General features: G+C 67.7%; 19 protein-coding genes and 4 pseudogenes. 18 read left to right on the plus strand and 5 right to left on the minus strand.

From position 1 onward, the window contains the following. The first annotated feature begins 1,767 nt into the window (after positions 1-1,767). The 5 genes and pseudogenes from AB0D12_RS32055 (at position 1,768) to AB0D12_RS32075 (ending at position 8,373) form a co-directional block, all read left to right on the plus strand. Entirely contained in the window at positions 1,768-2,901 is a 1,134-nt protein-coding gene (locus tag AB0D12_RS32055) for a hypothetical protein (protein ID WP_362690820.1), read from the plus strand. A 387-nt stretch (positions 2,902-3,288) separates the two neighbouring features. Continuing rightward, entirely contained in the window at positions 3,289-4,173 is an 885-nt protein-coding gene (locus AB0D12_RS32060; RefSeq protein ID WP_362690654.1) for a hypothetical protein, read from the plus strand. Between the two features lie 56 nt (positions 4,174-4,229). Beyond that, positions 4,230-4,400: a hypothetical protein gene (locus tag AB0D12_RS32065; protein WP_362690657.1), complete on the plus strand. Its 171-nt coding sequence runs from the start codon at positions 4,230-4,232 to the stop codon at positions 4,398-4,400. Between the two features lie 512 nt (positions 4,401-4,912). Beyond that, positions 4,913-7,381: pseudogene (uvrA, locus tag AB0D12_RS32070) on the plus strand (excinuclease ABC subunit UvrA). A gap of 464 nt (positions 7,382-7,845) precedes the next feature. Next, positions 7,846-8,373 (plus strand): GNAT family N-acetyltransferase, encoded by a 528-nt coding sequence (locus AB0D12_RS32075; RefSeq protein ID WP_362690660.1) that lies wholly within the window; start codon positions 7,846-7,848, stop codon positions 8,371-8,373. A 48-nt stretch (positions 8,374-8,421) separates the two neighbouring features. On the opposite strand, the pseudogene AB0D12_RS32080 reads toward AB0D12_RS32075, so the two are convergent. Then, positions 8,422-8,502: pseudogene (locus AB0D12_RS32080) on the minus strand (AAA family ATPase); the annotation flags it as partial. A 79-nt stretch (positions 8,503-8,581) separates the two neighbouring features. Here AB0D12_RS32080 and AB0D12_RS32085 point away from each other — a divergent pair. Next, positions 8,582-8,935, plus strand: a pseudogene (locus tag AB0D12_RS32085) (signal peptidase I); the annotation flags it as partial. Between the two features lie 7 nt (positions 8,936-8,942). Continuing rightward, positions 8,943-9,302, plus strand: a complete 360-nt coding sequence (locus AB0D12_RS32090; RefSeq protein ID WP_362690663.1) for a DUF4267 domain-containing protein — start codon at positions 8,943-8,945, stop codon at positions 9,300-9,302. Here the strand turns inward: AB0D12_RS32090 and AB0D12_RS32095 are convergent. Beyond that, positions 9,231-10,079 (minus strand): hypothetical protein, encoded by an 849-nt coding sequence (locus tag AB0D12_RS32095; protein WP_362690666.1) that lies wholly within the window; start codon positions 10,077-10,079, stop codon positions 9,231-9,233. The genes AB0D12_RS32090 and AB0D12_RS32095 overlap by 72 nt on opposite strands. Positions 10,080-10,441: 362 nt before the next feature. On the opposite strand from AB0D12_RS32095, the gene AB0D12_RS32100 reads away from it, so the two are divergent. Further along, the gene (locus AB0D12_RS32100; protein ID WP_362690823.1) at positions 10,442-11,254 is read left to right on the plus strand and encodes an SAM-dependent methyltransferase; all 813 of its coding nucleotides are present in this window, start codon (positions 10,442-10,444) and stop codon (positions 11,252-11,254) included. Positions 11,255-11,335: 81 nt separating this feature from the next. Here the strand turns inward: AB0D12_RS32100 and AB0D12_RS32105 are convergent, their stop codons facing one another. Continuing rightward, positions 11,336-12,238: a helix-turn-helix transcriptional regulator gene (locus tag AB0D12_RS32105; protein WP_362690669.1), complete on the minus strand. Its 903-nt coding sequence runs from the start codon at positions 12,236-12,238 to the stop codon at positions 11,336-11,338. Between the two features lie 90 nt (positions 12,239-12,328). Further along, entirely contained in the window at positions 12,329-12,562 is a 234-nt protein-coding gene (locus tag AB0D12_RS32110) for a DUF397 domain-containing protein (RefSeq protein ID WP_362690826.1), read from the minus strand. Positions 12,563-12,746: 184 nt separating this feature from the next. On the opposite strand from AB0D12_RS32110, the gene AB0D12_RS32115 reads away from it, so the two are divergent. Next, on the plus strand, positions 12,747-13,307 hold the full coding sequence (locus tag AB0D12_RS32115; protein ID WP_362690672.1) for an ATP-binding protein: 561 nt from the start codon (positions 12,747-12,749) through the stop codon (positions 13,305-13,307). A 61-nt stretch (positions 13,308-13,368) separates the two neighbouring features. On the opposite strand, the gene polX is transcribed toward AB0D12_RS32115, so the two are convergent. Next, positions 13,369-15,102, minus strand: coding sequence for a DNA polymerase/3'-5' exonuclease PolX (gene polX / locus AB0D12_RS32120; protein ID WP_362690675.1), 1,734 nt, complete (start codon positions 15,100-15,102; stop codon positions 13,369-13,371). Between the two features lie 497 nt (positions 15,103-15,599). Between polX and AB0D12_RS32125 the strand changes: the two genes are divergently transcribed. The 9 genes and pseudogenes from AB0D12_RS32125 (at position 15,600) to AB0D12_RS32165 (ending at position 25,316) form a co-directional block, all read left to right on the plus strand. Beyond that, on the plus strand, positions 15,600-17,015 hold the full coding sequence (locus tag AB0D12_RS32125) for an APC family permease (protein WP_362690677.1): 1,416 nt from the start codon (positions 15,600-15,602) through the stop codon (positions 17,013-17,015). 182 nt (positions 17,016-17,197) lie between these two features. Continuing rightward, on the plus strand, positions 17,198-17,590 hold the full coding sequence (locus AB0D12_RS32130) for an AraC family transcriptional regulator (protein WP_362690679.1): 393 nt from the start codon (positions 17,198-17,200) through the stop codon (positions 17,588-17,590). An 82-nt stretch (positions 17,591-17,672) separates the two neighbouring features. Beyond that, positions 17,673-18,083, plus strand: coding sequence for a VOC family protein (locus tag AB0D12_RS32135; protein WP_362690682.1), 411 nt, complete (start codon positions 17,673-17,675; stop codon positions 18,081-18,083). Between the two features lie 557 nt (positions 18,084-18,640). Then, positions 18,641-18,823: pseudogene (locus AB0D12_RS32140) on the plus strand (ATP-binding protein); the annotation flags it as partial. Positions 18,824-19,114: 291 nt separating this feature from the next. Continuing rightward, a complete protein-coding gene (locus AB0D12_RS32145) occupies positions 19,115-20,131 on the plus strand; it encodes a GlxA family transcriptional regulator (RefSeq protein WP_362690685.1) in 1,017 nt (338 codons plus the stop codon). Next, positions 20,128-21,909, plus strand: coding sequence for a thiamine pyrophosphate-binding protein (locus tag AB0D12_RS32150; RefSeq protein WP_362690688.1), 1,782 nt, complete (start codon positions 20,128-20,130; stop codon positions 21,907-21,909). Before AB0D12_RS32145 ends, AB0D12_RS32150 begins: the two co-directional genes overlap by 4 nt. After that, the gene (locus tag AB0D12_RS32155) at positions 21,881-22,534 is read left to right on the plus strand and encodes an SRPBCC family protein (RefSeq protein WP_362690691.1); all 654 of its coding nucleotides are present in this window, start codon (positions 21,881-21,883) and stop codon (positions 22,532-22,534) included. Before AB0D12_RS32150 ends, AB0D12_RS32155 begins: the two co-directional genes overlap by 29 nt. Further along, positions 22,531-23,550: a ketoacyl-ACP synthase III family protein gene (locus AB0D12_RS32160; protein ID WP_362690694.1), complete on the plus strand. Its 1,020-nt coding sequence runs from the start codon at positions 22,531-22,533 to the stop codon at positions 23,548-23,550. The genes AB0D12_RS32155 and AB0D12_RS32160 overlap by 4 nt, the downstream gene beginning before the upstream one ends. A 263-nt stretch (positions 23,551-23,813) precedes the next feature. After that, entirely contained in the window at positions 23,814-25,316 is a 1,503-nt protein-coding gene (locus AB0D12_RS32165; protein ID WP_362690697.1) for a glycosyltransferase family 39 protein, read from the plus strand. The last annotated feature ends 19 nt before the right edge of the window (positions 25,317-25,335 follow it).

Here is a 25,335-nt window from a genome sequence, read left to right on the forward strand (position 1 = left end):
ACCCTCCCGCCCCGGCCCCGGACGACCCCAAGGCCGAAAGAACACCCGGCCCACACCCCGCCACGACGTGCACACACCCCGCAAGACACAACCTGTGAAGCAGCGAACGAAGAAGTCAACTACCCCACGACCACGCCGCACAGGTTAAAGATCAAGCTAGAACCCGGGACCCGGGTCGCCGCCGCGCTGTTGGCATTCGGTTGCGGCGTCGAGCCAGTCACCTGCAGGTTCGAGGGCGTGCTCGCGCTCGATGCCGGAGTCCACCCTTCCGTCAGGGGGGCGGGCGTCGTCGGCGATGTCGCGGGCCCGTTGGCACGGATCTGATGATGGGCCGGACAACTCAGCGACAGCGCCGACGACGCCAAACGAGAGGGCGACGGCCGCTGCCCCAGCCATCATCAGGCCCGCGCTCCGGTCCTGTACAAGGCGCGGCAAGTGGCGCTGCCAGCGGAAGTAGGGAACGCGGTCCCGGCTGTTCACGATGTTCTCCCATCGGGTGGCAGGTGACTGGGGCATGGATCCTGCCGAAAGTACCGTGCCGGTCGGCCCTCCGAACGTGGCACTGATGTAGGTTCCGCGATTTGATGAGCACTGCTTCCTGCACGAAGGGATGAATCCGGGCTTGGTGCGCTCTGGCCCTGCTGGCTGATCACGCCCAATGGGGTCCGTCCAGCGGATGCTCCATGATGGTCCGTGACGCGTTTCGCCGTGTTGCTGCAGATTGTCGCTGCCGGGCCCACAATGGGCGCGTCACGTCCAAGACCAGGTTGTGGATGGATGGTTGGGCCCATTGGCCCTACTGGCCGCTGACGCCTGGCCCGACCTGAAGGATGGTTCGTTGACAAGTCGACACAAGCTCTGGCTCCGGTTCGTGGGTGCATCCCCCGTCGCTCTGCGAACCGAACGAGTCGGGGCCGGTCTCGTCTGATCCTGCGAATGCCGAGGTAGATCGTGGGAGCTGAGTCGCCCCACGAGTACGAGCGGGAGAGCCCGGCGCCCCAGGGGCCCGTCCGCGTCCCCGGTACAAGCAGGGAGCGGGCGCCGGCCCCACATACGACGGGTACCCGGCGCTCAGCCCAGTGAAGGCCGAAGAGGAAGACCGCAGCCAAGAAGACTGCAGGCTGCGAAACGCTGCCCGCGAACAAGACGGTTTCCAGTTGGCCCCGTAGCGCTTGGCTTCTCTGCCGCATCGCCGGGCTCGGAATGCTGAGGAGTCCCCGACCCGGGCCGATCGGCTCTCTGCCAGCCGGTCGTCGGTCCGCCTGGTGTCTTCAGCATGCAGTCCAACGGCCGTGTCGAACGCCACCTGCCACGTCGGGCCCGCTTCCATCCAGTCAGCACCGAAGTCAGCACCTTGGTCACTCTGTTGTGGATGCCCGCACGGGGGCCCTGGCGGCTGCGGCGGCGCGTTGAACAGGGTGTACTGGCCGTGGTGCCCCGGCTGGTCGAGTAAGCCCGCGAAAGTCGCCAGCCACGGGTCAGCGGCCGCTCGGCCCGCGGCCGGGGGCGCCAGGCCCGGACCGTCGGGCTCGGACCGTTGCGTAGTGCCAGGCCTGTACGGTCATCTCCGGCTCATCGCGGGCATGGTGCGCACCCCGAGCGTGGCCGCTGGTGGAGCAGGCCCCGATCCTGGGAAGAAGAGGAGATCTGGCCGTACCGCCAGCATCTGCTGGCGGGGGCCAGCGCGTCACGCCGCGCCGACGTTACCTCCGGGGCATCCTGTGGGCACTTGCGATCGTGGGGGTGGCCGAAGTGAAGGGTCTAAACATGCGGGTGCCGTCTCAGGGCGTCACGGTCGTAGCTCTCCTGGCGGATCCCGATGCGCCCACGGAGATCGCGCAACGCATTGCCCGGATACTTCCTGCTCGGCTCGCCGACAAGTCAGGCCAGGGGCGACGGTTCGATGTCGAGGTGGTCAGCGAGCCATTCACCTCTGGGGCCGAGGACCTGCCCACCTTGATGCGCCGGATCATGGATCGAGGAAGTGCAGAGAATTGGGACATCGTCATCGCCCTCACCGACCTTCCGCTGCTCTCACACGGGCGCAAGCTCGTTGTGGACCTGAGTCACGAACACGGCCTGGCACTGCTGCCCCTGCCTCCGCTGGGGGGCTTGCGGTTGCAGACGAGAGCTAGGCGGGTCGTGGAAGCAGCCGTGCTCGGCTTGGTAGGTCCGCAGGCCACACAGGCTGAAGGACCTGCGCCAAGTCCGCCGCTTCTGGGGCCCTTTGCCGGTCGTCTCACGCCAATCCACCCGAGCCCGGTCGGTGAGGAGGAGACCGCCGATCTGCGATATGTCGTCAGCGGGCTGCGCGGTTACCTGAGAGTGCTCTTCGGCATGGTCCGCGCCAACCGTCCGTGGCGATTGGTGCCAGGCCTGTCGAAAGCCCTGGCGGCCGCACTTGCCACGGGGGCCATCGCCACCCTGGACTCCACCGTCTGGAGCCTGGCCGGGGCCCTGAGCGCGCCACGCCTCGTGATCGCCATGGTCGGGTCACTCGGGATCATGATCGGGTGGCTGATCGTAGACGGGGAGCTGTGGCACCGATCAACAGAGCTCTCGCGGGAGGCCAGGCAGAGGACAAGGCTCTACAACGCCTCTACGGTCATGACCGTGGGTATCGGGGTGCTCGTCTGCTACGGGGGCTTGATCGTCATCAACTTGCTGTGGGCGTTGTTCATCCTCAACGACCGAGTGTTCGCATCCACGACACGAACCCCGCTGCACGCCACGGAATACCTGACGTTGTCATGGTTCGTCGCCTCGATTGCCACAGTGGGCGGCGCGCTGGGATCAGGCTTGGAGAGCGACGAAGCGATCCGGGCAGCCGCCTACTCCAAGCGCGAACAGGAACGTCGCCATATGCTCCAGAACGACCACAGCAACGAACCGTCGCAGTGAACCGATCCGGCGCAATTGGCTCCCGGACGCGGTGCGGCGGCATCACCGCTGGCCGCAGTGCCGAGGGTCCGGGCAACACGCGGCGGTCCTTCGGATCAGCCCGCGCCCACTGAACCAGGCCGCGTTTTGCATTATCGGTCGGCGACGCCAGCCCTCCGCTCCGCCCCTAACATCCGTCAGCATCCGTTCGGCGCAGATTGTTGAGCGGGTCAGCCTCCGCGACCCTCGCCGCCTTCTTTTCTCCGCCGACCTGCCTACCCGGTGCCGGGCTGAACGGGGGACGCCTGGCGCCGAGGCGCCTGTCGCGTTCGATCGCCACATGGGAGGGCGTTACAACGGAACCTCGGGCCGAAAGGCCGTCGCGCCTACCCCGACCGGATTGAGGCCGTGACAGATTCCCTGCCTGCCACTGCGGCGCACGCGGTGCGGATCGTGATGGTCGCCGACCCCGGAGTGGCGGCGGAGATTGTCCAGGATCTGGCCGACAAGCTGCCGCAGCTGCTGAGGCGGCGGGTCCGCGCGGACGTCGACTGGCGGGTTACGGCGCGCACGGCACCCCTGGTCGCGGACGAGCAACTGGACGTCTCCTCCGCGGTCGACGTCGTACGTCCCTTCCTACCCGAGGGAGACTGGGAGGCCGTAGTCTTCCTCACCGATCTGCCTCGACGAGCCGGCCTGCGGCCGGTCAGCGTCGAGGTGAGCCCGGAGGACCGCATCGCGCTGGTGTCCCTGCCGGCGCTCGGCTCCTGGCGGATGCGACGGCGCGCCCGGCATGTCGTCGCGGATGTCATCGGCAGACTCACCCGCGAGCGGGCCGATCTCGCTCCGGCGCCGGAGGCAGCCGGCTGGCTCGAAACTTCAGAGACCAGCGATGATGGCCTGCAACGCTTCATCGTGCCCGGCCTGCGCGGCCATCTGAGTCTCGTCACCGGCATGGTGCGGGCCAACCGCCCCTGGCGGCTCTTCGCAACCCTCTCCCGGGCACTGGCCGGTGTCTTCGCCACCGCCGCCTTCGGCCTGGTCAACACCTCGGCCTGGACCATCTCCTCGGGCATAGACGTGGGCCGACTGCTCGGGGCCTGTGTTGCGTCCTTCCTCGCCCTCACGGCATGGATCATCATCGATCACGAGCTCTGGGAACGCCCTCACGATTCACTCTCCCGCCCCTTCTCCCGCCTCTACAACACAGTCACCTGCGTGACGATCACCCTCGACTCTCCCTCTATCTGGTCCTGTTCCTCGTCCTCTTCGGCGTCACCCTGCTCATCCTGAACTCGTCGGTCTTGGGCAGGGTCGTCGGGCAAGACGCAACGATCCACGACTACGCCGTGCTCGCTTGGTTCGTCAGCTCCATGGGCATGGTCGGAGGTGCGTTCGGATCCGGACTCGAAGACGACGGCACTGTCCGCAACGCGGCGTACGGCGAGCGTCAGCGCCAGCGGTGGCAGAGGCTGCGAGAGGAGAAGAAGGTGCAGGAAGAGCAGTCGGGGGAGACGTAGAGCGCTTGGCCCTGTCCATGAGGGCAGACTGGCACAATGTCCCCGCACAACAACGTCTGTAATGGCAGTCGAAGTCTCTGCGGGCGCGGGTCGAGCCCTCGGTCATGGCCGCCATGGGGCGCATGCTCGCGACCTGGGGGCTGAGCCGCCGGGGCGAGTGCGCCACCGGGAGGCGAACCACCGCGTTCGCCGAAGGGCGCCGGCAGGGGGCAGGCGAAGGCCCCGACTGGTTCGGGGGATCCCCAGCCGGGGCCGATCGACAGTGGGCGCGAAGGGCGGTCGCCTCGCGGCGGGGGCTCCATAAGGCTTCAGCCGAACGATCGTCCTCATGGGCCAAGTGTGAGGCCCGGGGACACAGTTCCCTTCACGCCCACATTACGGACTAACGGTGAAGCACCCTCGAATGTTCCCTGGGAGCGGCTCATACCGGGACTCTCCGGATGCTCGTGTGAGCGGGGCCCGGTGACGGCGCCTGCCGCGCGGTTCCCGGCGCGATCAGGTAATCAGGAACGGTGAACAAGGACGCGAGCGACCCCTTCGTGCATGTCCGGGGCGCCAGTGAGAACAACCTGCGGAACATCGATGTCGACGTTCCGCGGGACGCGATGGTCGCCTTCACCGGCGTCTCCGGTTCGGGCAAGTCTTCGCTCGCGTTCGGCACGCTCTACGCGGAGGCCCAGCGGCGCTACTTCGAGTCCGTAGCACCGTACGCCCGAAGGCTGTTGCAACAGGTCGGCGCACCGCACGTGCAGGAAATCACCGGACTGCCACCCGCCGTGGCCCTGCAGCAGCGACGCGGGTCGCCCAGCTCGCGCTCAACGGTCGGCACCATCACCACGCTGTCCAATCTGCTGCGCATGCTGTACTCCCGCGCCGGCACCTATCCGCCCCAGGCCGCACGGCTGGAAGCCGAGTCGTTCTCACCCAATACCGCGGCCGGCGCCTGCCCGGAGTGCCACGGACTGGGCGTCGTGCACGACGTCGCCGAGGACCTGCTTGTCCCGGACCCCTCGCTGAGCATCCGCGAGGGGGCGATCGCCGCCTGGCCGGGCGCCTGGCAGGGCGCCAACCTGCGCAGTGTCGTGAGCGGCCTGGGGATCGACATCGACCGACCGTGGCGCAGGCTCAGGAAGAAGGACCGGGACTGGCTGCTGTACACGGACGAGCAGCCCTCCGTGTACATCGAGCCGGAGGAGGACCGCGTCGACTACGGCTACCAGGGCAAGTTCTGGAGTGCCCGCAAGCACGTCAGGCACGTCCTCGCCGACTCCAAGAGTGAGAAGATGCGCGAACGGGCGCTCCGGTTCGTCAGGAGTGTGCCCTGCCCCGAGTGTCACGGCAGCGGACTGCGGCCCGAGGCGCTCGCGGTGACCTTCGCCGGACGTTCCATCGCCGAGATCAACGCGATGCCGCTCACCGAGGTCGTGGCGCTGCTGCGGCCCGTCGCGGGACGGTCCAAGGCCGACGCCACCACGTCGACCGCCCGATCCGGGGAGACGACCGAGGTCGCGGTCCGGATCTGCGGCGATCTGGTCGCGCGGGTCGACGTACTGCTCGACCTGGGCCTCGGATATCTCAGCCTCGGGCGCCGCTCGACGACCCTGTCGCCCGGCGAGGCGCAACGCCTGCGGATCGCCACCCAGCTGCGCTCGGGGCTGTTCGGCGTCGTCTACGTCCTCGACGAACCCTCCGCGGGCCTGCACCCGGCTGACGCGGAACCGCTGCTGGACGTGCTGGACCGCCTCAAGGCGGCGGGCAACTCGCTATTCGTCGTGGAGCACGACATGGACGTCGTACGGCGGGCGGACTGGGTGGTCGACATCGGCCCCGGCGCGGGCGAGGGCGGCGGACGCGTGCTGTACAGCGGCCCGGTCGCCGATCTTGAGCGGGTCGGGGAGTCGGCCACGAGCCAGTACCTGTTCGGGCGCGCCCAGCCGCTCGATCACCGCCCGCGCACACCGAACGGCTGGCTGCACCTGCGCGGCGTCTCCCGTCACAATCTGCACGACGTGTCCGTCGACGTACCGCTCTGAGTACTGACGGCGGTGACGGGCGTGTCCGGTTCCGGAAAGTCGACGCTGGTGACGCAGGTGCTCGCCGAGGTCGTCCGCGGCCACCTCGGACTCGTACCCGAGGAGCCCGACGCGGCGCAACTGGAGGTCGACGTCCAGGACGCGTCGGGGGTCGAGTCGTTCGACCGGCTGGTCCGGGTCGACCAACGGCCCATCGGCCGAACTCCCCGGTCCAACCTGGCCACGTACACGGGGATGTTCGACGCGGTGCGCAAGCTGTACGCGGCGACGGACGAGGCCAGGGCGCGCGGCTACTCGGCCGGGCGGTTCTCCTTCAACGTGCCCGATGGGCGGTGCGAGACCTGCCAGGGCGAAGGATTCGTCGCGGTGGAACTGCTCTTTCTGCCCGGCACCTACGCGCCGTGCCCGACCTGCCAGGGCGCCCGGTACAACGCCGAAACGCTGGAAGTCACCTACCGCGGCAAGAACATCGCGGAAGTGCTGGCGCTGTCCGTCGACGCCGCCGCCAAGTTCCTGTCCGCCGTCCCGGCCGCCTCCCGCAGTCTGGAGACGTTGCGCGAGGTGGGACTGGGGTACCTGCGGCTGGGCCAGCCCGCGACGGAACTCAGCGGTGGTGAGGCGCAACGCATCAAACTGGCCACCGAACTGCAGCGAGCCCGCCGCGGGCACGCGCTCTACCTGCTCGACGAGCCGACGGCGGGGCTGCACCCCTCGGACATCGCGCTGCTGCTGCGGCAGCTGCACCGGCTCGTCGACGCCGGCAACACGGTCGTCCTCGTCGAGCACGACCTGGACACGATCGCCACCGCCGACTGGGTCATCGACCTCGGGCCGGGCGGCGGCGACGCGGGCGGGCGGGTGGTCGCGGCGGGCCCGCCGGCCAAGGTGGCGAGGGCCCGCCGCAGCGCCACCGCGCCCTATCTCGCGGCCCGCCTCGCGCGCTCCTGACGACGGCGCGAGGGGCTGAGCACCGGTCAGCCGGGGTCGGGGCGCAGGGTCGCCCTCCTCCGCAAACGTGTCCTCCTCACTGCGGCCAAAGGCAGCCACCGCCACCAGGCGGGCGTTGCTCTTGATAGAACTGCTTCATGAGTTCGAACGACGACCAGCTGGCGCAGGTCGAGCACCACTATCGTCCACTGTGACCTGCGGGTCAGAGCAGCCCTGAGAATCCCTTCACCACCGCCCTAAAGGGCAGTGCACTGCGATTAGTCCCGGTAGCGGTGCGCGCATGGCATGCACCGGGACGACTTCTACGCCTCGCAACAGGTCGGTCAAGGTTCCCCGGCCGAGCTTCCTGCGCCGACCCCTAAAGCCGCTGGCACGCTGATCGGCAGAACGCGATGATCGAAAGACAGCACCAAGCGGCCTGAGAGTCGGCTTGGCTCGCAGAGTGGAGAGGAATCGCTGTGATCGTGACGGTGGACTTGCGCCACGTCGACGAGGAGACGCTCCAAGGGCTCCTCGCGGTGGCTGTCAACGAAGCGGCACCCGGCGAGGTCATGCCACCCGTGGCCGGTCCGCCAGGCTGGACGCCGGCACGGCAGGACGCCTTCCGGGCCTGGCATCGGACTCGCCGGCCAGGACTGGCCGGTCCGCTCCGAGAAAGCACATTCGCGATCCTCACCGACGGGCAAATCGTCGGATCAGCACGGCTGGCCTGCCGCGACAATCAAGAGGTGCTCGAAACAGGCATGTGGCTTGCACGTTCCGCACGCGGGCGCGGAATCGGCACCGCCACCCTCCGGGCGCTCCTTCACGAAGCGGCGAGAGCAGACGCACGCCTCGTGGTCGCCGAGACCACCGCCACCAACCTCGGGGCAATCGCCGCCTTGCGCCGAAACGACGCCAGGCTCACCACGGACCAGCACAACGGTCACGTTCATGCCCATCTGCCCCTGAACCAAGCACAGCCCCCGCCACTGGCGTCACCGAACCCGTGATCTTTCGGCGGCATACCGCACGAGTTCACCGGCCCAAGTTCGCCTGGCAAAGGACTCGTTCGAGGCAATGGCCACGTTGTTCCTCACCTCACGCTCCGTCAGAACCCTGAACAGCAGCTCGGCTTATCTCAGCACTGGGGTCTGCTGCGAAAGTACTGGTCACGCCCATCGCAGGCAGCAGGGTGCTCGGCTGCTACCGTCCGCGTGCATGAACGACAGTGTGTACGTGGGCAATGCAGGCCGAGACGCGGCGATGGACCGAGGATGGCTGCTGGGACACTTCAAGGACACCGGCGATCCCCGGCACAGCGAGGCCGTTGAGATCAAGTGGGGTGTTCACCCGCGCGGTGACGAGCGTGCCCAGTGGGCGACGGGCGAGGCGCGTACAGCTCTGCTCGTCCTGATCAGTGGCCAGTTCCGCGTTGATCTGCCTGGACGCAGCGTGCTCCTGACCGAACAAGGCGACTACGTCGTGTGGGGCCGAGACGTGGAGCACTCCTGGTACGCGGAGGAAGAATCTGTCGTGATCACAGTCCGCTGGCCTTCCGTTCCCGGCTACCGAGCCCCTGATGAGAAGAGCCAGGCCCGGTCTTCCGCCTGGCGCCCTCCTCCAAGTCCGTTCCAAGTCCCTTCCAGGAGCCTCCGACGAGGCTTCTCGCAGGGCGCTGGGCTGGGCGATGCTGGCGATAACCTTCGTTCCGGCCGGAGACATGGTGATCGTCCTGAGCAATGACGGATCACCCGGCACCGCGTACGGGGTCCACGGCTTCACCGCCGCCGCGGTGGCGGTGACCGCCGGTCTGCTCCTGCGCGAGCGCCCGCTCCCGGCGACCACCCCTGGGTCCGCCGAACCGGCCTCACACCCTGCGGTGGGGGCGGGACCCGGTCGCGCTTTCGGTGGCCTTCCGCGGCTCCGGCACGGAAGGTGATCCAGAACCACGCATCAAACGTCGCCCAAGTCCGACCCGTCCCCCATCCGGCAGCACCGCCTCATCCCTGGGCGGACGCACTCGGAAGCGTCCGTGAATCAGCCCCAACACGATCGCGGCCCCGATCGCGATCAGGTGCTCACGAGCGGCCAGATTGGGTTTGACGACCGACTCCAGCACCATGGAGCCACCGGTGAAGGCGAACAGAACAGGCGCCCGCCGGACCACCGCGAGGTAGGTGAACAGGCCCACCACCGCCGCAGACGGCCCCGTGTCAAGCACCTGCCCGATCTCAGGCGGCAGCCCCAGCCCCCACCACCCCGGACCGAGCGCAATCATCACCCGCACGCTGAGCGTGCCGGCCAGCGTCGTAGCGTACGCAACCACCAGAGTCCGGGTACGGCCCAGCGAAAGCTCGGCAAGCGCGAACGCGAGGAACAACTGCGTAATGCCCGCCCACACCGGCAGATCCAGCGCAGGCACAAACAGCGAAACAGGAGTCCGCAACAAGGCAAGAGGCAGCGGCAGGTCAGCACGCACCTCGCCGAGCAGGCGCACCACCACCGCACCCCTCGGCGTCACGTGAATCGCGTGGAAGAAGATAACCGCGAACGTCGCCAGCAACGCCAACGAGACCCCGCCCACCCCACGGCGCAGAAGCCCCCGCACCGGCTCCACGACAACACCACGCCACTCCCCCAGCAGCGTGCCCCCCACAAAACGCACCAGCCAGCTCAACGCACCGTACAACCGCCCCCGGACGCCCTCACGCGCCACGCCCGGCCCCTCGTCAGCGACAGCCTCGCCCCCGCCGTCCCGGCCCCTCTCAAGAACGTCATGCCGAACACCCGTCCCACCGGACATCTGCCGACCAACCCCCCCTCACGCTCACAGCGCCGAACAACCCTGACCATCAGCGCATGACTGTGCCCACGCACCTCCAGATCGTGCACCAAGTCGCATAAGGCCTGCGCATGGGGGCCTGGGAGACGATCGGCCACATCTCTTCAACTCCGCGGCGTGGCCGAAAACATGCCTCAATCTCGCTCGTCCCGCGCATCGCCTGCCCCGCCCTCCCGGCTACTCATAGCATGGTCGCCTTACACGACCTGATTGCCGAAGATGCGGGTGAGGACTGGATGAAACGCGAGTCGTGGCGCCCGGACGCCATCGACACGAAGGTGCCCAGCGTGGCACGTATGTACGACTACTACCTGGGGGGCGACGACAACTACCAGTCCGACCGTGAGGCCTGCGAGCAGTTGCTGCTTCAGGTTCCCAGCACGAAGACGCTGGCCGTCAACAACCGTCGTTTTCTGCAGCGTGTGGTACGTATGCTGGCCGCCGAGTACGGCGTGCGCCAGTTCATCGACCACGGCTCCGGTCTCCCGACCCAGGACAACGTCCATCAGGTCGCCCAGGCGGTCGATCCGGCCTCGCGAGTGGTGTACGTCGACAACGACCCGATCGTGCTGGCACACGGTCGAGCTCTACTGGAAGAGAACGACCGCACCGCCGTCATCCAGGCCGACATGCGGGACACGGAAGCCATTTTCGGTCACGAGGAGACGACACGGCTGATCGACTTCAGCCAGCCGGTCGCTGCTCTGTTCGTGTCGGTGATGCACTGCATCCCGGATGAGTCCGACCCGGGCGCCCTCGTCCGTCGGGTTGCGGAACGCCTCGCGCCTGGAAGCTTCCTTGTCGTCTGCCAGCTCGTCAGCGACCGGCCGGAAATCCGGAAGTTCGTCACCGACTTCATGGCGGAAGCCACCGGAGGTCACTGGGGGCGCGTCCGCGAGGAGCACGAGGTGGCGGAGTACCTCACCGGGCTGGAGATCTTGGAGCCGGGCCTGGTGGAAGTGTCGACCTGGCGACCGGACTCCGACCTCGCGCCCGCCCAGCTGACCGATGAATGGATCGAGTGGGGCGGCGTCGCTCGGCTCCCTTAGCGCCGGCATCCAACTCGCCATACGCATTGACAGTTCTGGGTGGGATGCGCCTCGCGCGATCCCACCCGGAACGCTGCTGCGTCACGAGCCGGACAGGCGCTCCCGGATCAGCTCGATCGACTCCTTGGGAGTGAGGGCGCACGCCCCGAGCCGGTCCAGCATGTCGCGGTACTGCTCGACAACCTGCGGTTTCTGGCTGAACGTGCTGTCAGTCAGGTGCTCGATGTAGACGGCGTCCTTGAGCTCGCCGAGTGCGAAGCGCAGATAGGTCACGCCCGTGCCGACGCCGGCCGAGGCGGTCACATCCAGCGGAGCGATCTGCAGAACCACGCGGCGCTGCTCCATTATCGCGGCGAGATACTCGAGCTGCCCGCGCATCACCTCCGGTCCGCCGACCGTGCGCATCAGCACGGACTCGTCGATCAGCACCCACAGACGGGGCGCGTCCGGCTGTTCGAGCTGCCGCTGCCGTTCCAGCCTGAGGTCCACCCGTCGCCCGACGTCGTGCGGATAGAGGTGGGCGGGGCCGGAGCTGATGACCGCACGTGCGTACGCGGGCGTTTGCAGCAGGCCCGGTACATAGAACGGCTCGTAGGTACGGATGGTGGCCGCCGCCCCTTCCAGGGCGACCAGCGGAGCGAAGAAGTCGGACAGGACATCGCTGAACGAGCGCCACCAGTCCGGCCGACGTGACTGCTCCACCAGCCGCAGGAACTCAGCGACACGCTCCTCATCGCTCACCCCGTACAGGCTCAGCAGGGCCAGAGCGTCAGCGGGCTTGCAACCGTGCCGACCCAGCTCAATCCGGCTGGTCTTCGACCGGGAGAAGCCCAGCCTGGTGTCGACGCCGGACGGGTCGAGTCCAGCGCTCATGCGCAGCTGGCGCAACTTGCCGCCCAGAATCAGTTTCAGGGCGGTCGGGTTGCTCTCAACCACGCCCAGCGACTCGACGAACAACGACGGGCTCGGTACAGCTGCAGCCATCGCGCGCTCCTGCGGATTATTGAGAAGACCACGACATTATCGAGCACAGCAGGAGCAAGCCAGGGGGAACCGGTCGGCCACCACTCTCTTTCAGCCAATCATGGAGTCGAAATCGCCGGCTCGTGCTCCCGCCACGAAGGCAGCGATCTCCTCCCTGGTGTAGACGAGGGTCGGCCCTTGCGGATCACGGGAGTTGCGCACGGCTACGTTCCCGTCCGGCAGAGCCGCCATCTCCACGCAGTTTCCCGTGGCGTTGCTGTAACTGCTCTTGATCCACGTCACCGAATTCAGCGCACCCACCCGTATGCCGTTGGAGAACTCCATGCCCGCCAGCCCCTCCCCGCTCGTACATCCGTTCGCCCCGGAACCGGCCATGCAATCTCAGATGCAATTGCATTCTCAGGGCGCGCTCGACAATACTCGTCCTTCATCAGCTGCCGCAGCATCGAACACCGAAGCCTGCAGGGGGACATGACCAGTGACGACTCACATGTCAGCCTCTTCGACGATGAGGGTCGAGCAAGAGGTGCCTCGTCGGTGTGACGGCCGCGAGACAACACCGCTGCCCCAAGGCCTGTGTGCAGACTCAACGGACCTCGGCCACGACGAATGCTCCGGCCCCGGCCTGTTCGCCGCCTGCGGCCTGGACGGCCAGCTCCAGAACGCGCGTCAGTCACGGCAGTTCGTCACCATGACCCTGAACAGGTGGGCGTTGCAACCGCTTGTTCCCGATACGGAGCTGGTCGTCAGCGAACTCGTCACCAATGCCGTCCAGCACGCCTTGACACACACTGCGGCGGACGCCGAGGACTACCCCCTCTGGTTGGGCCTGTTCCGGCATCCCAGACATCTCGTCTGCGCCGTGGCCGATCCGAGCCCGGATCCGCCGCGCCCGCGCGACCCCGACGCCTTGGCGCTCGGGGGCAGAGGGCTTGCACTGATCGATGCGCTGAGCGACACGTGGTCCTGGTCCCCGACGCTGCCGTATGGAAAGACCATCTGGGTGACGCTGCCCCTCCCCAGCACGTTCCGTCCAAAGCCCCGCCCCCTGCACCGGCGCCCCGCGTAGCCGGCGCCGGATTCATGGCCGACACCAGCGGCAGGGCAGCGGCGCTCGTGACTCCTGACTCCTACGCCCGAGCGCCAACCTTGCGCAGGAAACGTCGCAGCTTGGTAAGCGGCCATGTGTTGATGACGTCGTCCTTCGTCAGCCATCCGCGCTGCGCCGTGCCCACTCCGTAGCGCATGTACGGCAGATGCGTGGTGGAGTGCGCGTCCGAGTTCACCGCGAACTTCACTCCGTACCGCTTCGCGCGCAGAATGTCCTCGTCGCAGAGGTCGAGACGCTCCGGATGCGCGTTGATCTCAAGGGCGGTGCCCGTTCTCGCGCAGGCTTCGAAGACCGCGTCGAAGTCGGCGTCTATGCCGGGGCGCTTACCTATCCGGCGAGTGGTGGGGTGGCCGATGATGGCAACGTTCGGGTTCTCGCAGGCGTGCACGAGCCGACGGGTGAGCGCCTGTCGGCTCTGGTTGAAGTGTGAATGGACAGACGCCACGCACAGGTCGAAGCCCTCCAGGAAGTCGTCCGGCCAGTCGACCTCCCCTTCCGGGCCGATGTTGAGTTCTGTCCCGTGCAGAAGCCGCATCCCGTGGTGCTTCCGGTCGAGTTCGCGTACGCGCTCGCGCTGCGCGAGGATTTTCTCGTCGGTCATGCGCTGCATATAGAGGTTCGGAGCGTGGTCGGTGATCGCGTAGTACGCGTAGCCGCGGTCGGCAGCGGCGGCGACCATGTCCTCCAGTGGGGCGAGGCCGTCGGTGAGGTCGGTGTGGGTGTGCAGGTCACCCCTGATGTCGTTCTCGGCCAGGAGGTCGGGGAGTTCGCCGCGCAGTCCTGCCGCGATCTCCCCCCGGTCCTCACGCAGGGGCGGCGGTATCCAGGGCAGGCCGAGCTTGGCGTAGATGTCCTCCTCGGTGTCCGCAGTGATCCTCTTGCCGCTCTCGGCGTGGAAGAGCCCGTACTCGGAGAGCTTGAGCTTGTGGCGTACCGCGATCTCGCGCGTGCGGATGTTGTGCGCCTTGGATCCGGTGAAGTACTGCAGTCCCGCTCCCCAGGATGCGGGCGGAAGGACCCTCAGATCCACCTGGAGGCCCTTGGTGGTACGGATGGACGTCTTCTTCTCCCCGTGCGCGATGACCTCGGCCGTGTCCGGAAGGTTGCTCAGGGCCTTCATGAATGGCGCCGACCGCTCCGCCGCCACCAGGATGTCGATGTCCCCGATCGTCTCCCTCATACGGCGCAGCGATCCCGCGTAGGTGCACCGTTCACATCCGGGGGTCCCGGACAGTTCGGAGACGATGTGCTCCGCGATGTCCATCGCGGCACTGATGAGGATCCGGCCACCGCCGGCCTCCTGCATCAGGGAGATGCCGTGGAGGATGTTCTCCTCGGTCTTCTCACCGAAGCCCTTCAGGTCGCGCAGCGTCTCCTCGCGGATGGCGTCCAGCAGCTGGTCCACGGAGGTGATGCCCAGCTCCTCGTACAGGACCATGGCCTTCTTGGGCCCGAGCGTGGGGATGGTGATCAGTTCGCGGACGCCGGCGGGGATCGATGCCCTGGTCTCCTCGATGGTGGCGACGTGACCGGACTGCAGATACTCGACGATTTTGTCGGCGATCGATCTGCCCACGTTGGGGATGTCCCGCAGGCCCTTGGCGTCGAGCTTCGAGACGTCCGCGTGGTAGCCGCCGATGGCACGTGCGGCCTTTTCGTAGGCACGCGCCTTGAAGGCATCCCCACCGCTGATCGCGATCAGGTCGGCGTACTCCTCCAGGAGTGATTCAACCTCCTCGTTGGCTCGGACCATACCTTCATGGTGCTCCGATACCGCTGGACAGGCAGCTTCCGATGCTGTGCGCCGAGGGGCCCAGCCCTGGGCCGGACCGCCGAGGCATCGTCACGGTGCCGACCGTCGGGTGAGTGCCATGCAACGCGACCGGCAGGCTGCGGGCGCGGTCCGGACAGTGGACAGATCACGCCGAGTTTATGGACTGCTGCTTCGGATATCGCAACAGCCACATAAAACGGGTGACGCAAGCCAGTGATCCAGAATGGCTTCGATTACATGGTCATGACCCATCTGGATCTGCTCAATCGATTCCCATGACGTGGACTGCCATGGAAGTGCCGAAAATCTGATTGAGATGTAGCTACGGATTCCGTAGGCAAATGAGCGTTGACGTTGCGGTTTCCGCAAGGTTCCATGGCGCCTCGGGAGCAGGTTCTACCCAGTACACAGCCGCCCGGAGGCGATAGCGCTCCCGCTCGACACCCGTCGCACGAATCGATCGGAACCACCACTCCATGACCGAGACGCTTCGCACCCCCGTCCCCGACGAAGTCCTTGAAGTGCCCGAGGCGGCGGATGGCAGCAGTCCTCAGAAGCTCAAGCGCTCCATCGGTGTGGTGGGCGGCACTCTGCTCACGCTGTCCTGCGTGACGCCCGCCTCCACGCTCTTCGTCGTTGTCCCCGACCTGTTTTCCAGCCTCGGTACGGCGACGGCGCTCACCATCGCGATCGGCTCGCTGCTCTGTATCGCCGTCGCCTTCTGCTACTCGGAACTCGGCACCCTCATCCCGAGTGCCGGCGGCGAGTACGCCATGGTGTCGACCCTGGCCGGCCGGCTCGCAGGCTGGCTCGTCTTCGTGCTGTCCCTCCTCGTCGTGGTGATCGTGCCGCCGGTGATCGCCATGGGCACGGCGGACTACCTCGCCCCGATCGTCCACCTCAACCCCTCCTACGCCGGCGCCGGCGTGATGCTGCTCGCCACCCTGGCCGGCCTGCTCGACCTGCGGGCCAACGCCTGGATCACCGGCGTCTTCCTGGTGCTCGAAGTGATCGCCGCGGCCGTCGTCGCCGTCCTCGGCTTCGCGCACTCCGAGCGCGGCGCGGGCAGCCTCGTCGACCTGACGGTGGCCGGCTCCGACGGGAAGACCGACCCGGTCACGGCGATGCTGATCGTCTCTGGGCTGGCCATCGCGCTCTTCGTCACGCAGGGCTTCTCCACCGCCGTCTACCTCTCCGAGGAACTGGACAACCCGCGCCGCAACGTCGCCCGCACCGTCCTCACCACCCTCGCCATCTCCGCCGTGATCATCCTGGTGCCGGTCATCGCCATCACCATGGGCGCCCCTGACCTCGCGGCCCTCACGAGCGGCGACATCAGCGGCATGGTCACCGCGTGGAGCAACTCTGCCGTCGGCACCTTCGTCAGCCTCTGCGTGGCCCTCGCGATCATCAACGCGGGCATCGTCATGGTCATCCAGAACTCCCGCGTCCTGTTCGCCTCGGCCCGCGACAAGGCCTGGCCCCAGCCCGTGAACAACGCGCTCTCAAAGCTCGGCCGCTTCGGCTCCCCCTGGGTCGCCACGCTCGTGGTGGGCGTTCCGGGAGCGCTCTTGTGCTTCGTGAACCTGGACACCCTCTACGGCGTCACCGGCGTCTCCGTCACCGGCATGTACCTCCTGGTCGCCGTAGCCGCACTGCTCGCCCGACGTGGTTCGCACGCCGCCCAGCCCGCCTGGCGGATGCCTCTGTGGCCCGCCATGCCGGTCCTGCTGATCGCCGTGCTCGCGTACATCCTCAGCCAGCAGGAAATGACCTACCTGCTGTGGACCGGGGGGATCACGGCAGTCGCCACCCTGTACTGGGTCTTCTACCTGCGGCCGCGCCGTGACACGAGGTGGCTGGTCTCCATCCCTGAGGACGCACAGGCCTGACACCGTCAACCGGCGGGGTCCCAGCCGGGCATCACGATGTGACGCACCGACTGGCCACCATGGCCGACAGGCTTCCGCGAGCCGCGGAGGCGTGTCGGCCATGGGCACGACGACCTAAGAGGCGGAACGAATAGGTCACCGGATCTGTCACGGACGGCGGAGAACCGTGGTGTGATGGCGCCGTGAGCCGCGCTGCAGAAGAGTCCAACCGCCGCATGCTTCGGGCACGGGATGCGATGGACCGCGGCTACGCGCAGCCGCTGGACGTCCCGGCGCTGGCCCGGATCGCCCATGTGTCGGAGGCGCACTTCACGCGCACCTTCCGGGCCACGTTCGGCGAGACGCCGCACCGCTACCTGCAGCGCCGCCGTGTCGAGCGTGCGATGTTCCTGCTGCGGGAGACCGACCACAGCGTGACGGACATCTGCTTCCAAGTCGGCTTCGGCAGCCCGGGAACCTTCAGCCGCACATTCCGCGACATCGTCGGCCGGTCACCGAGGACGTACCGCAAGGAAGCGGCGGCCACGGCCGTTCCGACGTGCTTCACGATGGCGTGGATGCGGCCGAGCTCCTGATCGTCCGCACTGCCCGTACCCGTCCGTCGACTGAGCAGTTTTGGACAAGTTTTCGTCCGGCTTGCCCGGTAGCGTGATGCACATGTTCAAGGCCATCACGCACTCACAGATCTACGTCCTCGACCAGGACGAGGCCCTCGACTTCTACGTCGGCAAGCTTGGCCTGGAGGTCAACGCCGACGTCGACCTGGGCTTCATGCGCTGGCTGACCGTGAGCGTCCCCGGTCACCCGGAGCGCCAGATCCTGCTGGAGAAGCCGGGCGCTCCGGCGATGTCCGAGGAGACGGCGCAGCAGGTCCGCGAGCTGGTGACCAAGGGGGTGATGGGTGGCCATCTCATCTTCAGCACGGACGACTGCCGCAAGACGTACGAGACGCTGCTGGGCCGGGGCGTGGAGTTCACCGAGGAACCCACCGATCGTCCGTACGGAACCGACTGCGGCCTCCGCGACCCCTTCGGCAACAGCATTCGCTTCACCCAGCCGAAGACCTGAGGGCTGTCCCAGGGGGCACGCGCGGAGCCAGAGCAGGATCACGGCAACGGTAACGGTGCCGCCTGCCCAGGCATCGACCGGCCGACGACGGCTGCGCACCGGAGCAGCAGGCCGACGGGTATCAGCTGAGGGCACTGCCCCTCTATCGCTGGGGGGCAAACGGCGAACTCGCCGAGTGGGCGGGAGGCACCCTCCGCGAAAGAACTGCCGGCCCTCTCCCGGGCTTCCTGGCCAAGGCGGAAGTCGGCGACAAGACCGTCGGCCTCGGTCCCGGCCAGCTGGCCCGGCACCCGGGGCCCGGACTCGTCGACGCGGTACGCATCGGCCTCGTGCCAGTCCTCCTTGGGAACGGCACCCGCATGCCGGCCGCGTCATGGATCGTCATGCCGACGCGTCTGCCGACATCAGCCTCTCCAGCTGTCGAGACTCTGAACCCAGCCCTCCTCGTTCAGGGCGTAGCGCTCCTCAGTGGCGAAGTGCTCCTGAGTGAATACCAGCTCCGTGGCCTGACCGCCGAGATCGCGAAGCGCGAGCGTCACTACCGTCTGCCGGTCCCCGAGGTCTTCCACCACTTCACGCGTGCCGGCCTCAGCCGTTCCCGCAGCGCGGGGGGAACGGGACTCGGGCTCGCCATCGTCGAAGCGGTCGTCGCCGCACACGGCGGCGAGGTCGATGTGACCAGTCGCCCCGGCCACACCCGATTCCGGCTGCGCCTGCCGTCCCTGACGAGGCCCCAGTGAGGTCGAAGGCGTACTCAGGCGCAGGCTGCTGCGCGCGCAAAGGTTGACTGACTCGGGGACCTACGCGCGGCGGATCGCGAACGGATCAGCAACACCTCCCTGGCCTCCGCGCCTTCATCACCCCTGCGCGGGCAGCGAGGCTTGCTGTGACCTACCTCACCCGCGCCTGCCGGTCATGTGCGCGAACTACCTGGTCAGCGCCTCGCTCCAGCAGTCGCTGACTGCCCGGTGGCCGGATTCGTCAACAAGCTGTCATTGCGGCCAGTTCGACGCCGGATACAGGCTGTGACCGTGTTAGAGCGACGTGTTGTGGTGGTTGTCTACTCCGGTGCGCAGGCCCTGGACGTCACCGGACCCATTGAAGTGTTCGATACCGTCAACCGGCTGCTCCCCGAGTCGGGTGCCCCCTACCGGATCGAGTTCGTCTCCACCGATGCGCCACTGGTGCGGACCAGCTCAGGGGTGGTGATCGAAGCCGCCCCGCTGGAGGCGGGTCAGGGCCCGATCAACACCCTCCTCGTCCCGGGCGGATGGAGCCTGAACGACGCGCTCGGGAACCGGGAGCTGGTCTCGTGGATCGGCGAGGCCGCCGCCCGGTCGCGGAGAGTCGCGTCCGTATGCGGCGGATCTTTTCTGCTGGCCGAGGCGGGCCTGCTCGACGGGCGGCGCGCCACCACGCACTGGGCGTACTGCGAGCAGATGGCCTACCGCTACCCGAACGTGACGGTGGACCCTCAGCCGATCTTCATCTGGGACGGCCGGTTCGTCACCTCGGCGGGAGTGTCGACCGGCATCGACATGGCCCTCGCTCTGGTGGAGGCCGACCACGGCGCGGCGTTCGCACTGCAGATAGCACGGTTTCTGGTGCTGTTCCTCAAGCGGCACGGAGGACAGTCGCAGTTCAGTGCCGTCCTCGACGCCCAGTTGGCCGATCACGCGCCGATCCGGGCCGCACAGGAGTGGATCCTGGACAACCTGGAGGACCCGCTGCCCGTGGCCGAGATCGCCCAGCGGGCCAATATGAGCCTGCGCAATTTCGCCCGGGTGTTCCGGCGCGAGGTGGGCACGCCCCCCGGCCAATACGTCGAGCGGACGCGTATCGCCCGCGCCCGCGAGCTGCTGGAGACCACCGATCTGACGGTCGGCCAGGTAGCGCGCCGCTGCGGATTCGCGGCCCCCGAGACCTTCTTCCGCTCCTTCGGACGAGCCCTGGGGCTCACCCCGAACGAGTACCGACACCGCTTTCAGATCATCTCGCCGTCCGGCCTCATGGTCCAGCCCGACCAAGCTGACAGGAGCTCCGTATGACAGCCACGCCACGCGAGATTCGCGAGGGATGCGGGGTACGCCTTGTCGACTACCTGGCAGCAGAGTTGACCAGGGCCGGCGTCACCCACCTCTTCGGCGTCGGCGGTGCGAACATCGAGGACCTGTACGACGCCGTCCACCGCAGCAGCACCATCCGCGGCGTTGTCGCCAAGCACGAGTTCTCCGCCGTCACCATGGCCGACGGATACGCGCGCGCCACGAGGCGCCTCGGCGTTGTCGCAGCCACCTCGGGCGGCGGCGCGATGAATCTTGTGCCAGGTCTGGCGGAGGCGTACGCCTCACGGGTGCCGGTGCTGGCTCTCGTGGGACAGCCGCCCACCGGCCAGGAGGGCCGGGGGGCGTTCCAGGACTCCAGCGGCAAGGCAGGCTCCTTCGACGCCATGGAGGTGTTCACACCCGTCTCCCGGTTCTGCGCCCGGGTCGATGACGCGGACCTGTTCGCGGAGTTGCTGCCCCGGGCGGTCGCGGCGGCACAGACCGATCCGAAGGGGCCGGCGGTGCTGCTGCTGCCCAAGGACGTGCAGCAGGCACAGATCGATGTGCCCGTTCGCGACGTGACGCCGACGCCGCTCGTGCAGGCGGCGACCGCGTCGGCCGCGTCCACTGCGGGGCTCGAAGCCGAGGCCCGGGACACTGTGTCGGCCGCGCTTCGCGGCGCGAGCCGTGTCCTCGTCATTGCCGGTGAAGGGGTGGCCGCCGCGGATGCGCGCGGGGAGCTGGCGGAGCTGGCCCGGCGGCTCGGGGCCTGGGTGGCGGTCACCCCGGACGCCAAGGATGTGTTCGACAACCGGGACCCCCGGTTCGCAGGTGTAGCCGGGGTGATGGGGCATACCAATGTCGAAGACTGTCTGCGGCGGGCCGACTTCTGCGTGCTGGTTGGCACCCGGCTGCCGGTACTGGCACGCGGCGGACTGGACCAGGCCCTGGCCGCCACCCCGGTCGTCTGCATCGATCCCGAACCGCCGTTCGTGGCCGGCATCGCGCTGGGCGGGAACCTGCGGGACACCTTGCGCGCAGTGGCCCGGCAGCTCCCGTCGCGCCCGCTTCCCTGCCCGGAGCACGCCGGTCCCCTACCGACGCCCCCACCGACGCCGGTTGCGCAGGCCGATGGTGGAACCCTCTCCTACGCCGAGGCGGTCGCCGCGGTCGAGGCGGCACTCCCCCAGGACGCGCACGTCTTCGTGGACGCCGGCAACGCAGGTGCCAGCGCGGTGCATCTGCTTCCCGCACCGCGCCACGGCCGCTTCGTGGTGGCGGTCGGCATGGGCGGCATGGGCTACACCTTCGGTGCCGGCATCGGCGCCGCGCTGGCCACGGGCCAACGCACCTACGTACTCGCCGGCGACGGAGCGTTCTTCATGCACGGGATGGAAGTGCACACCGCCGTTGAGTACGCCGCACCGGTGACCTTCGTGATCTTCAACAACAACGCCCATGGCATGTGCGCCATCCGCGAAGAGCTCTTCCAGGGCGGCGTCCGCAGCAACGACCTGTTCGCCCGGACAGATATCGCCGCCGGGGTGGCCGCCGCCTTCCCGGCTCTTGGGGCCACATGGGCCGGCGACGCCGCGCAGCTGTGCCAGGCCTTGCTGCGCAGCAACGCGCGCAGCGGCCCGGCGTTCATCTCGCTGGACTGTGATGCCCGGGAGATCCCGCCGTTCCTTCCCTTCCTGTCCTTCACCGAAAGCACCCAACGCACTGAAAGCACCGAGAGCGAGGAGAGTTCCGATGAGCGCGGACCCGTCCACGTTGGCTGACATCCCCGGCCTGATGCGGATCGAGAACACCGGCAAGGAGGAGCTGACCGCCCACTGCATGGACCTCACCCGCGCGGTCTATCCGCACCACCAGGTCTACGGGCAGTACTGCACCATCCACGAGCACGTCGACTGTCCGCCGGAGCAGGCCTATGACTACCTGCGCCAGGGCCACCACCTGGAGGAGTGGACCTGCAGCCTGCGGGGCTTCGCGCCCGCCGGCACCCCAGGACTGTGGGTCGGCCATGACCGGCTGGAGGACGACACCAGGATCTACTGCAAGGTGGTGGCCAACCCCGAGGCCATGACCGTGGACTACCACTGCTCCTGGGACCAGGGCGAGAAGCTGTGGATGATTTACCTGATGCGCGTCGTCCCGGCCCCGCTGGTGCTCAACAAGCCGGGGTCGGTGATCACTTGGACCAACTGCCGGCACCCGTACTACGACGACAACCCCCACCCGGAGACGGCGCCCCGCCCGGAGCGGCCGTGGGTGGGCGACTACTGGGATCTGTTCTACGCGGGCCACACCGTGGAGATGAGAAACCTCAAGGCAATCCTGGAGTACCGCCACCGCGGCGGCCTGCCCGTCAGCGTGCCGCCTGCGACGGCGGTGATGCGGTGAACACGGTCAGCCTCACCGATGTCGCAAGCTACCTTCCCGGTGAGCCGGTCCCCGCGGAGTTCTACACCGAGTACCCCGGAGCCGAGGACAAGCTCCGCGACCACCCCATGTTCAAGGTCCCGCCGTTACGTCACCACGTGGCCGCGGACGAGACCAACGCAGACATGATCGAGCGCGCGGTACAGCCCCTGATCGAACGGCACGGCAGGGACGAGATCCGCGACGTGGATGTGCTGTTGGTGCACAGCCAGGTGCCGGACCTCCCGTTCGTGGGCGCGGGCACCGAAGTGGCGCGCCGGCTGGGACTGCACCCGGAATGGCTGATCGACGTGGCCAACGCGGGCTGCGCGTCATTCGTGTACATGCTCAAGCTGGCCCGTCGGCTCCTTACCACCACCGATGCGAGGACCGCCCTGATCTGCAACGCGCAAAGCGCCGCAGGCCAGTGGTTCACCCAGTCCGAGGTGCGCAGGCTCGCCCAGGCCGCGATCCCGGGCGACGGCTGCGGCGTGGGATACGTGACGACCTCGGCCGGCGCCCCGGTGCTGGACGTGGAGACCCGGCACATCGGTGCCTACGCCGGCGACATGACCGTGATGCTCGACGACGGCCGCAAGTACTGGGAGCCCGGGGAGTCCCAGCTGCGGATCGGATTCACCGAGGCCGGCGTCGCCAAGGTCCTGGCACGCGGGAACCGCCTCGTGCCGGAGGTGGTCACGGACCTGTGCGGGCGTCTCGGGGTGGCCACCACCGAGATCGACGTGTTCATCACCAACCAGCCCAACCGAACGTTCCTGCGGAACTGGCGCGAAGCCCTGCAACTGCCGGCCGAACGGCACCTGCACACGTTCGATCAATGCGGGAATCTATTCGGAGCGGCGATCCCGATCACCTTGGACCGTGCCATCCGCTCACAGCGCCTCGAGGACGGCGACCTGGTGGTGCTGGGGGGATTCGCCCACGCCGGCGACTTCGCCGGTGCCGTCGCCATCCGCTGGCGCGGGGGGCGGGTATGAAGACCGGAGTACGGCGCCTCCTCGTGCCGGAGCCGCGATGGCGGTCCGACAGCGCTCGGCTTCAAAGCATCAGTGGTAGACCGAAGGCCGGGAACAGCCTGGCGACGTCATCGTCATGCGGATGTCCTGCGCTGTGATCGCAACGGCCGCCGTACGATGTGCCGCCGCGCGGTCGGCGTGCCTGCGCACTCGATCGGGCGAAATGCGGCTCCACGACCCTGTGGCTGGCCCAGGAGGCTTCGCGGCGGCGATATGGCTGTCCCATGGCGATTCTTACCCGTTCCACTGAAGGTGCAGAGGTTCAGCCGAGCAAGGCGCAGCAACCACCCACCAGGTGGCTGGCCGGCCTGTGGCTGTGGCTGTGGCCGACACTGGCCACCCTGGCAGTGACCGGGTTCCGCATCGACGCCCCGCAGTTGGTAACTGATGAGCTGGTCACCTGGAACGTGGCCAAGCGCAGCTTCGGGCAGATCCTGGCCACCCTGCACAACGTGGACGCGGTGCACGGCACGTACTACGTTCTGATGCACGGGTGGATGACGGTCTTCGGAGATTCGCCCCTGGCCCTTCGCCTGCCCTCTGCGCTCGCCATGGCCGGAACAGCTGCTCTTGTGGCACTGATCGGGCATAGGCTGTTCGGCCGACGTGCCGGGATGTGCGGCGGACTGTTGTTCGCCCTGATCCCTGCCGTGAGCCGGTTCGCCCAGGAGGCCCGCAGTTATGCCCTGGTGGTCCTGGCAGTCGGCCTGGCAACACTCCTGCTGCTCCGGGCCTTGGACGTGCCTCGAAGCTGGAGACGCTGGGCAGGGTATTCCCTCTGTGTGGCGGTCGTCGGACTGCTGCATCTGGTGGCGCTGACCGTCCTGCTGCCGCACTTGGTCGCAATGGTCCTGCGAGCTCGGCACGAGCGCTGGGCACTGTGGGGCTTTTGCCTCGCGGTCCTGGCTGGTACGGCCTGCGTGATCCCGGTGCTGCTGTCGGGCAGGTCGCAGGTGTCCCAGCAGCTCTGGTACGTCCCTCGGCCGGACGCGTGGGGTCTGGTCGATATCTGGCCGAAGATGTTCGCCTCAGGCCTGTGTGCCGGAGCGATGATCGCGCTGGCGGTGGTGGCACCCAGGAAGCGCCGCGAAGCCCTCCTGCTGTGCGCCGCCCTGGCCGTGCTGCCCCCACTGGTGCTGTGGGTGGCCTCCCACGGAGACATCTCCTACTTCCGTTTCCAGTACCTCTTGTTCACCCTGCCGGCCTGGGCGGTGCTGGCGGGGGCCGGACTCGCCGCGGCGACGACGTCCCGGGTGGCGGTCACGGCAGCCCTGACCGCAATCGCTCTGCTTGTACTCTCTGACCAGCACAAATTGAGAGAGGAGTACGCACACCACGACGACGTACCAACGGATTACGTGGGAGCCGCGGAAACCATCATGAAGTACCACCGCCCAGGGGACGCGGTGGTCTACAACAGGGAGGGCCCGGCCTGGATGCTCGACCAGGGCGTTCGTTACTACCTTCCGCGCGACGTGGAGATGCGGGAAGTCTTCCTGGCCACCCCGGCTGCCGACAACGACGAGCTGTTTCCGGTCTATTGCATGGAGCCGGCCAGGTGTCTGAAGGACGAGAGCCGGATCTGGCTGGTGGTTCCGGGCAACAAGCCGGATCCGCTGGATGCGGTCCCGGCAAGTCAGGCATGGGTACTGCGCACTTTGTACAAGAACTATGGGTCGGAACGCCTCTCGGGTCTGACCGTGGCTCTGCTCCAACGAAAGGTATAGCGCCCATCGTCCGGGGTGG

Source organism: Streptomyces sp. NPDC048479, from assembly GCF_040651435.1.
Classification (GTDB): Bacteria; Actinomycetota; Actinomycetes; order Streptomycetales; family Streptomycetaceae; genus Streptomyces.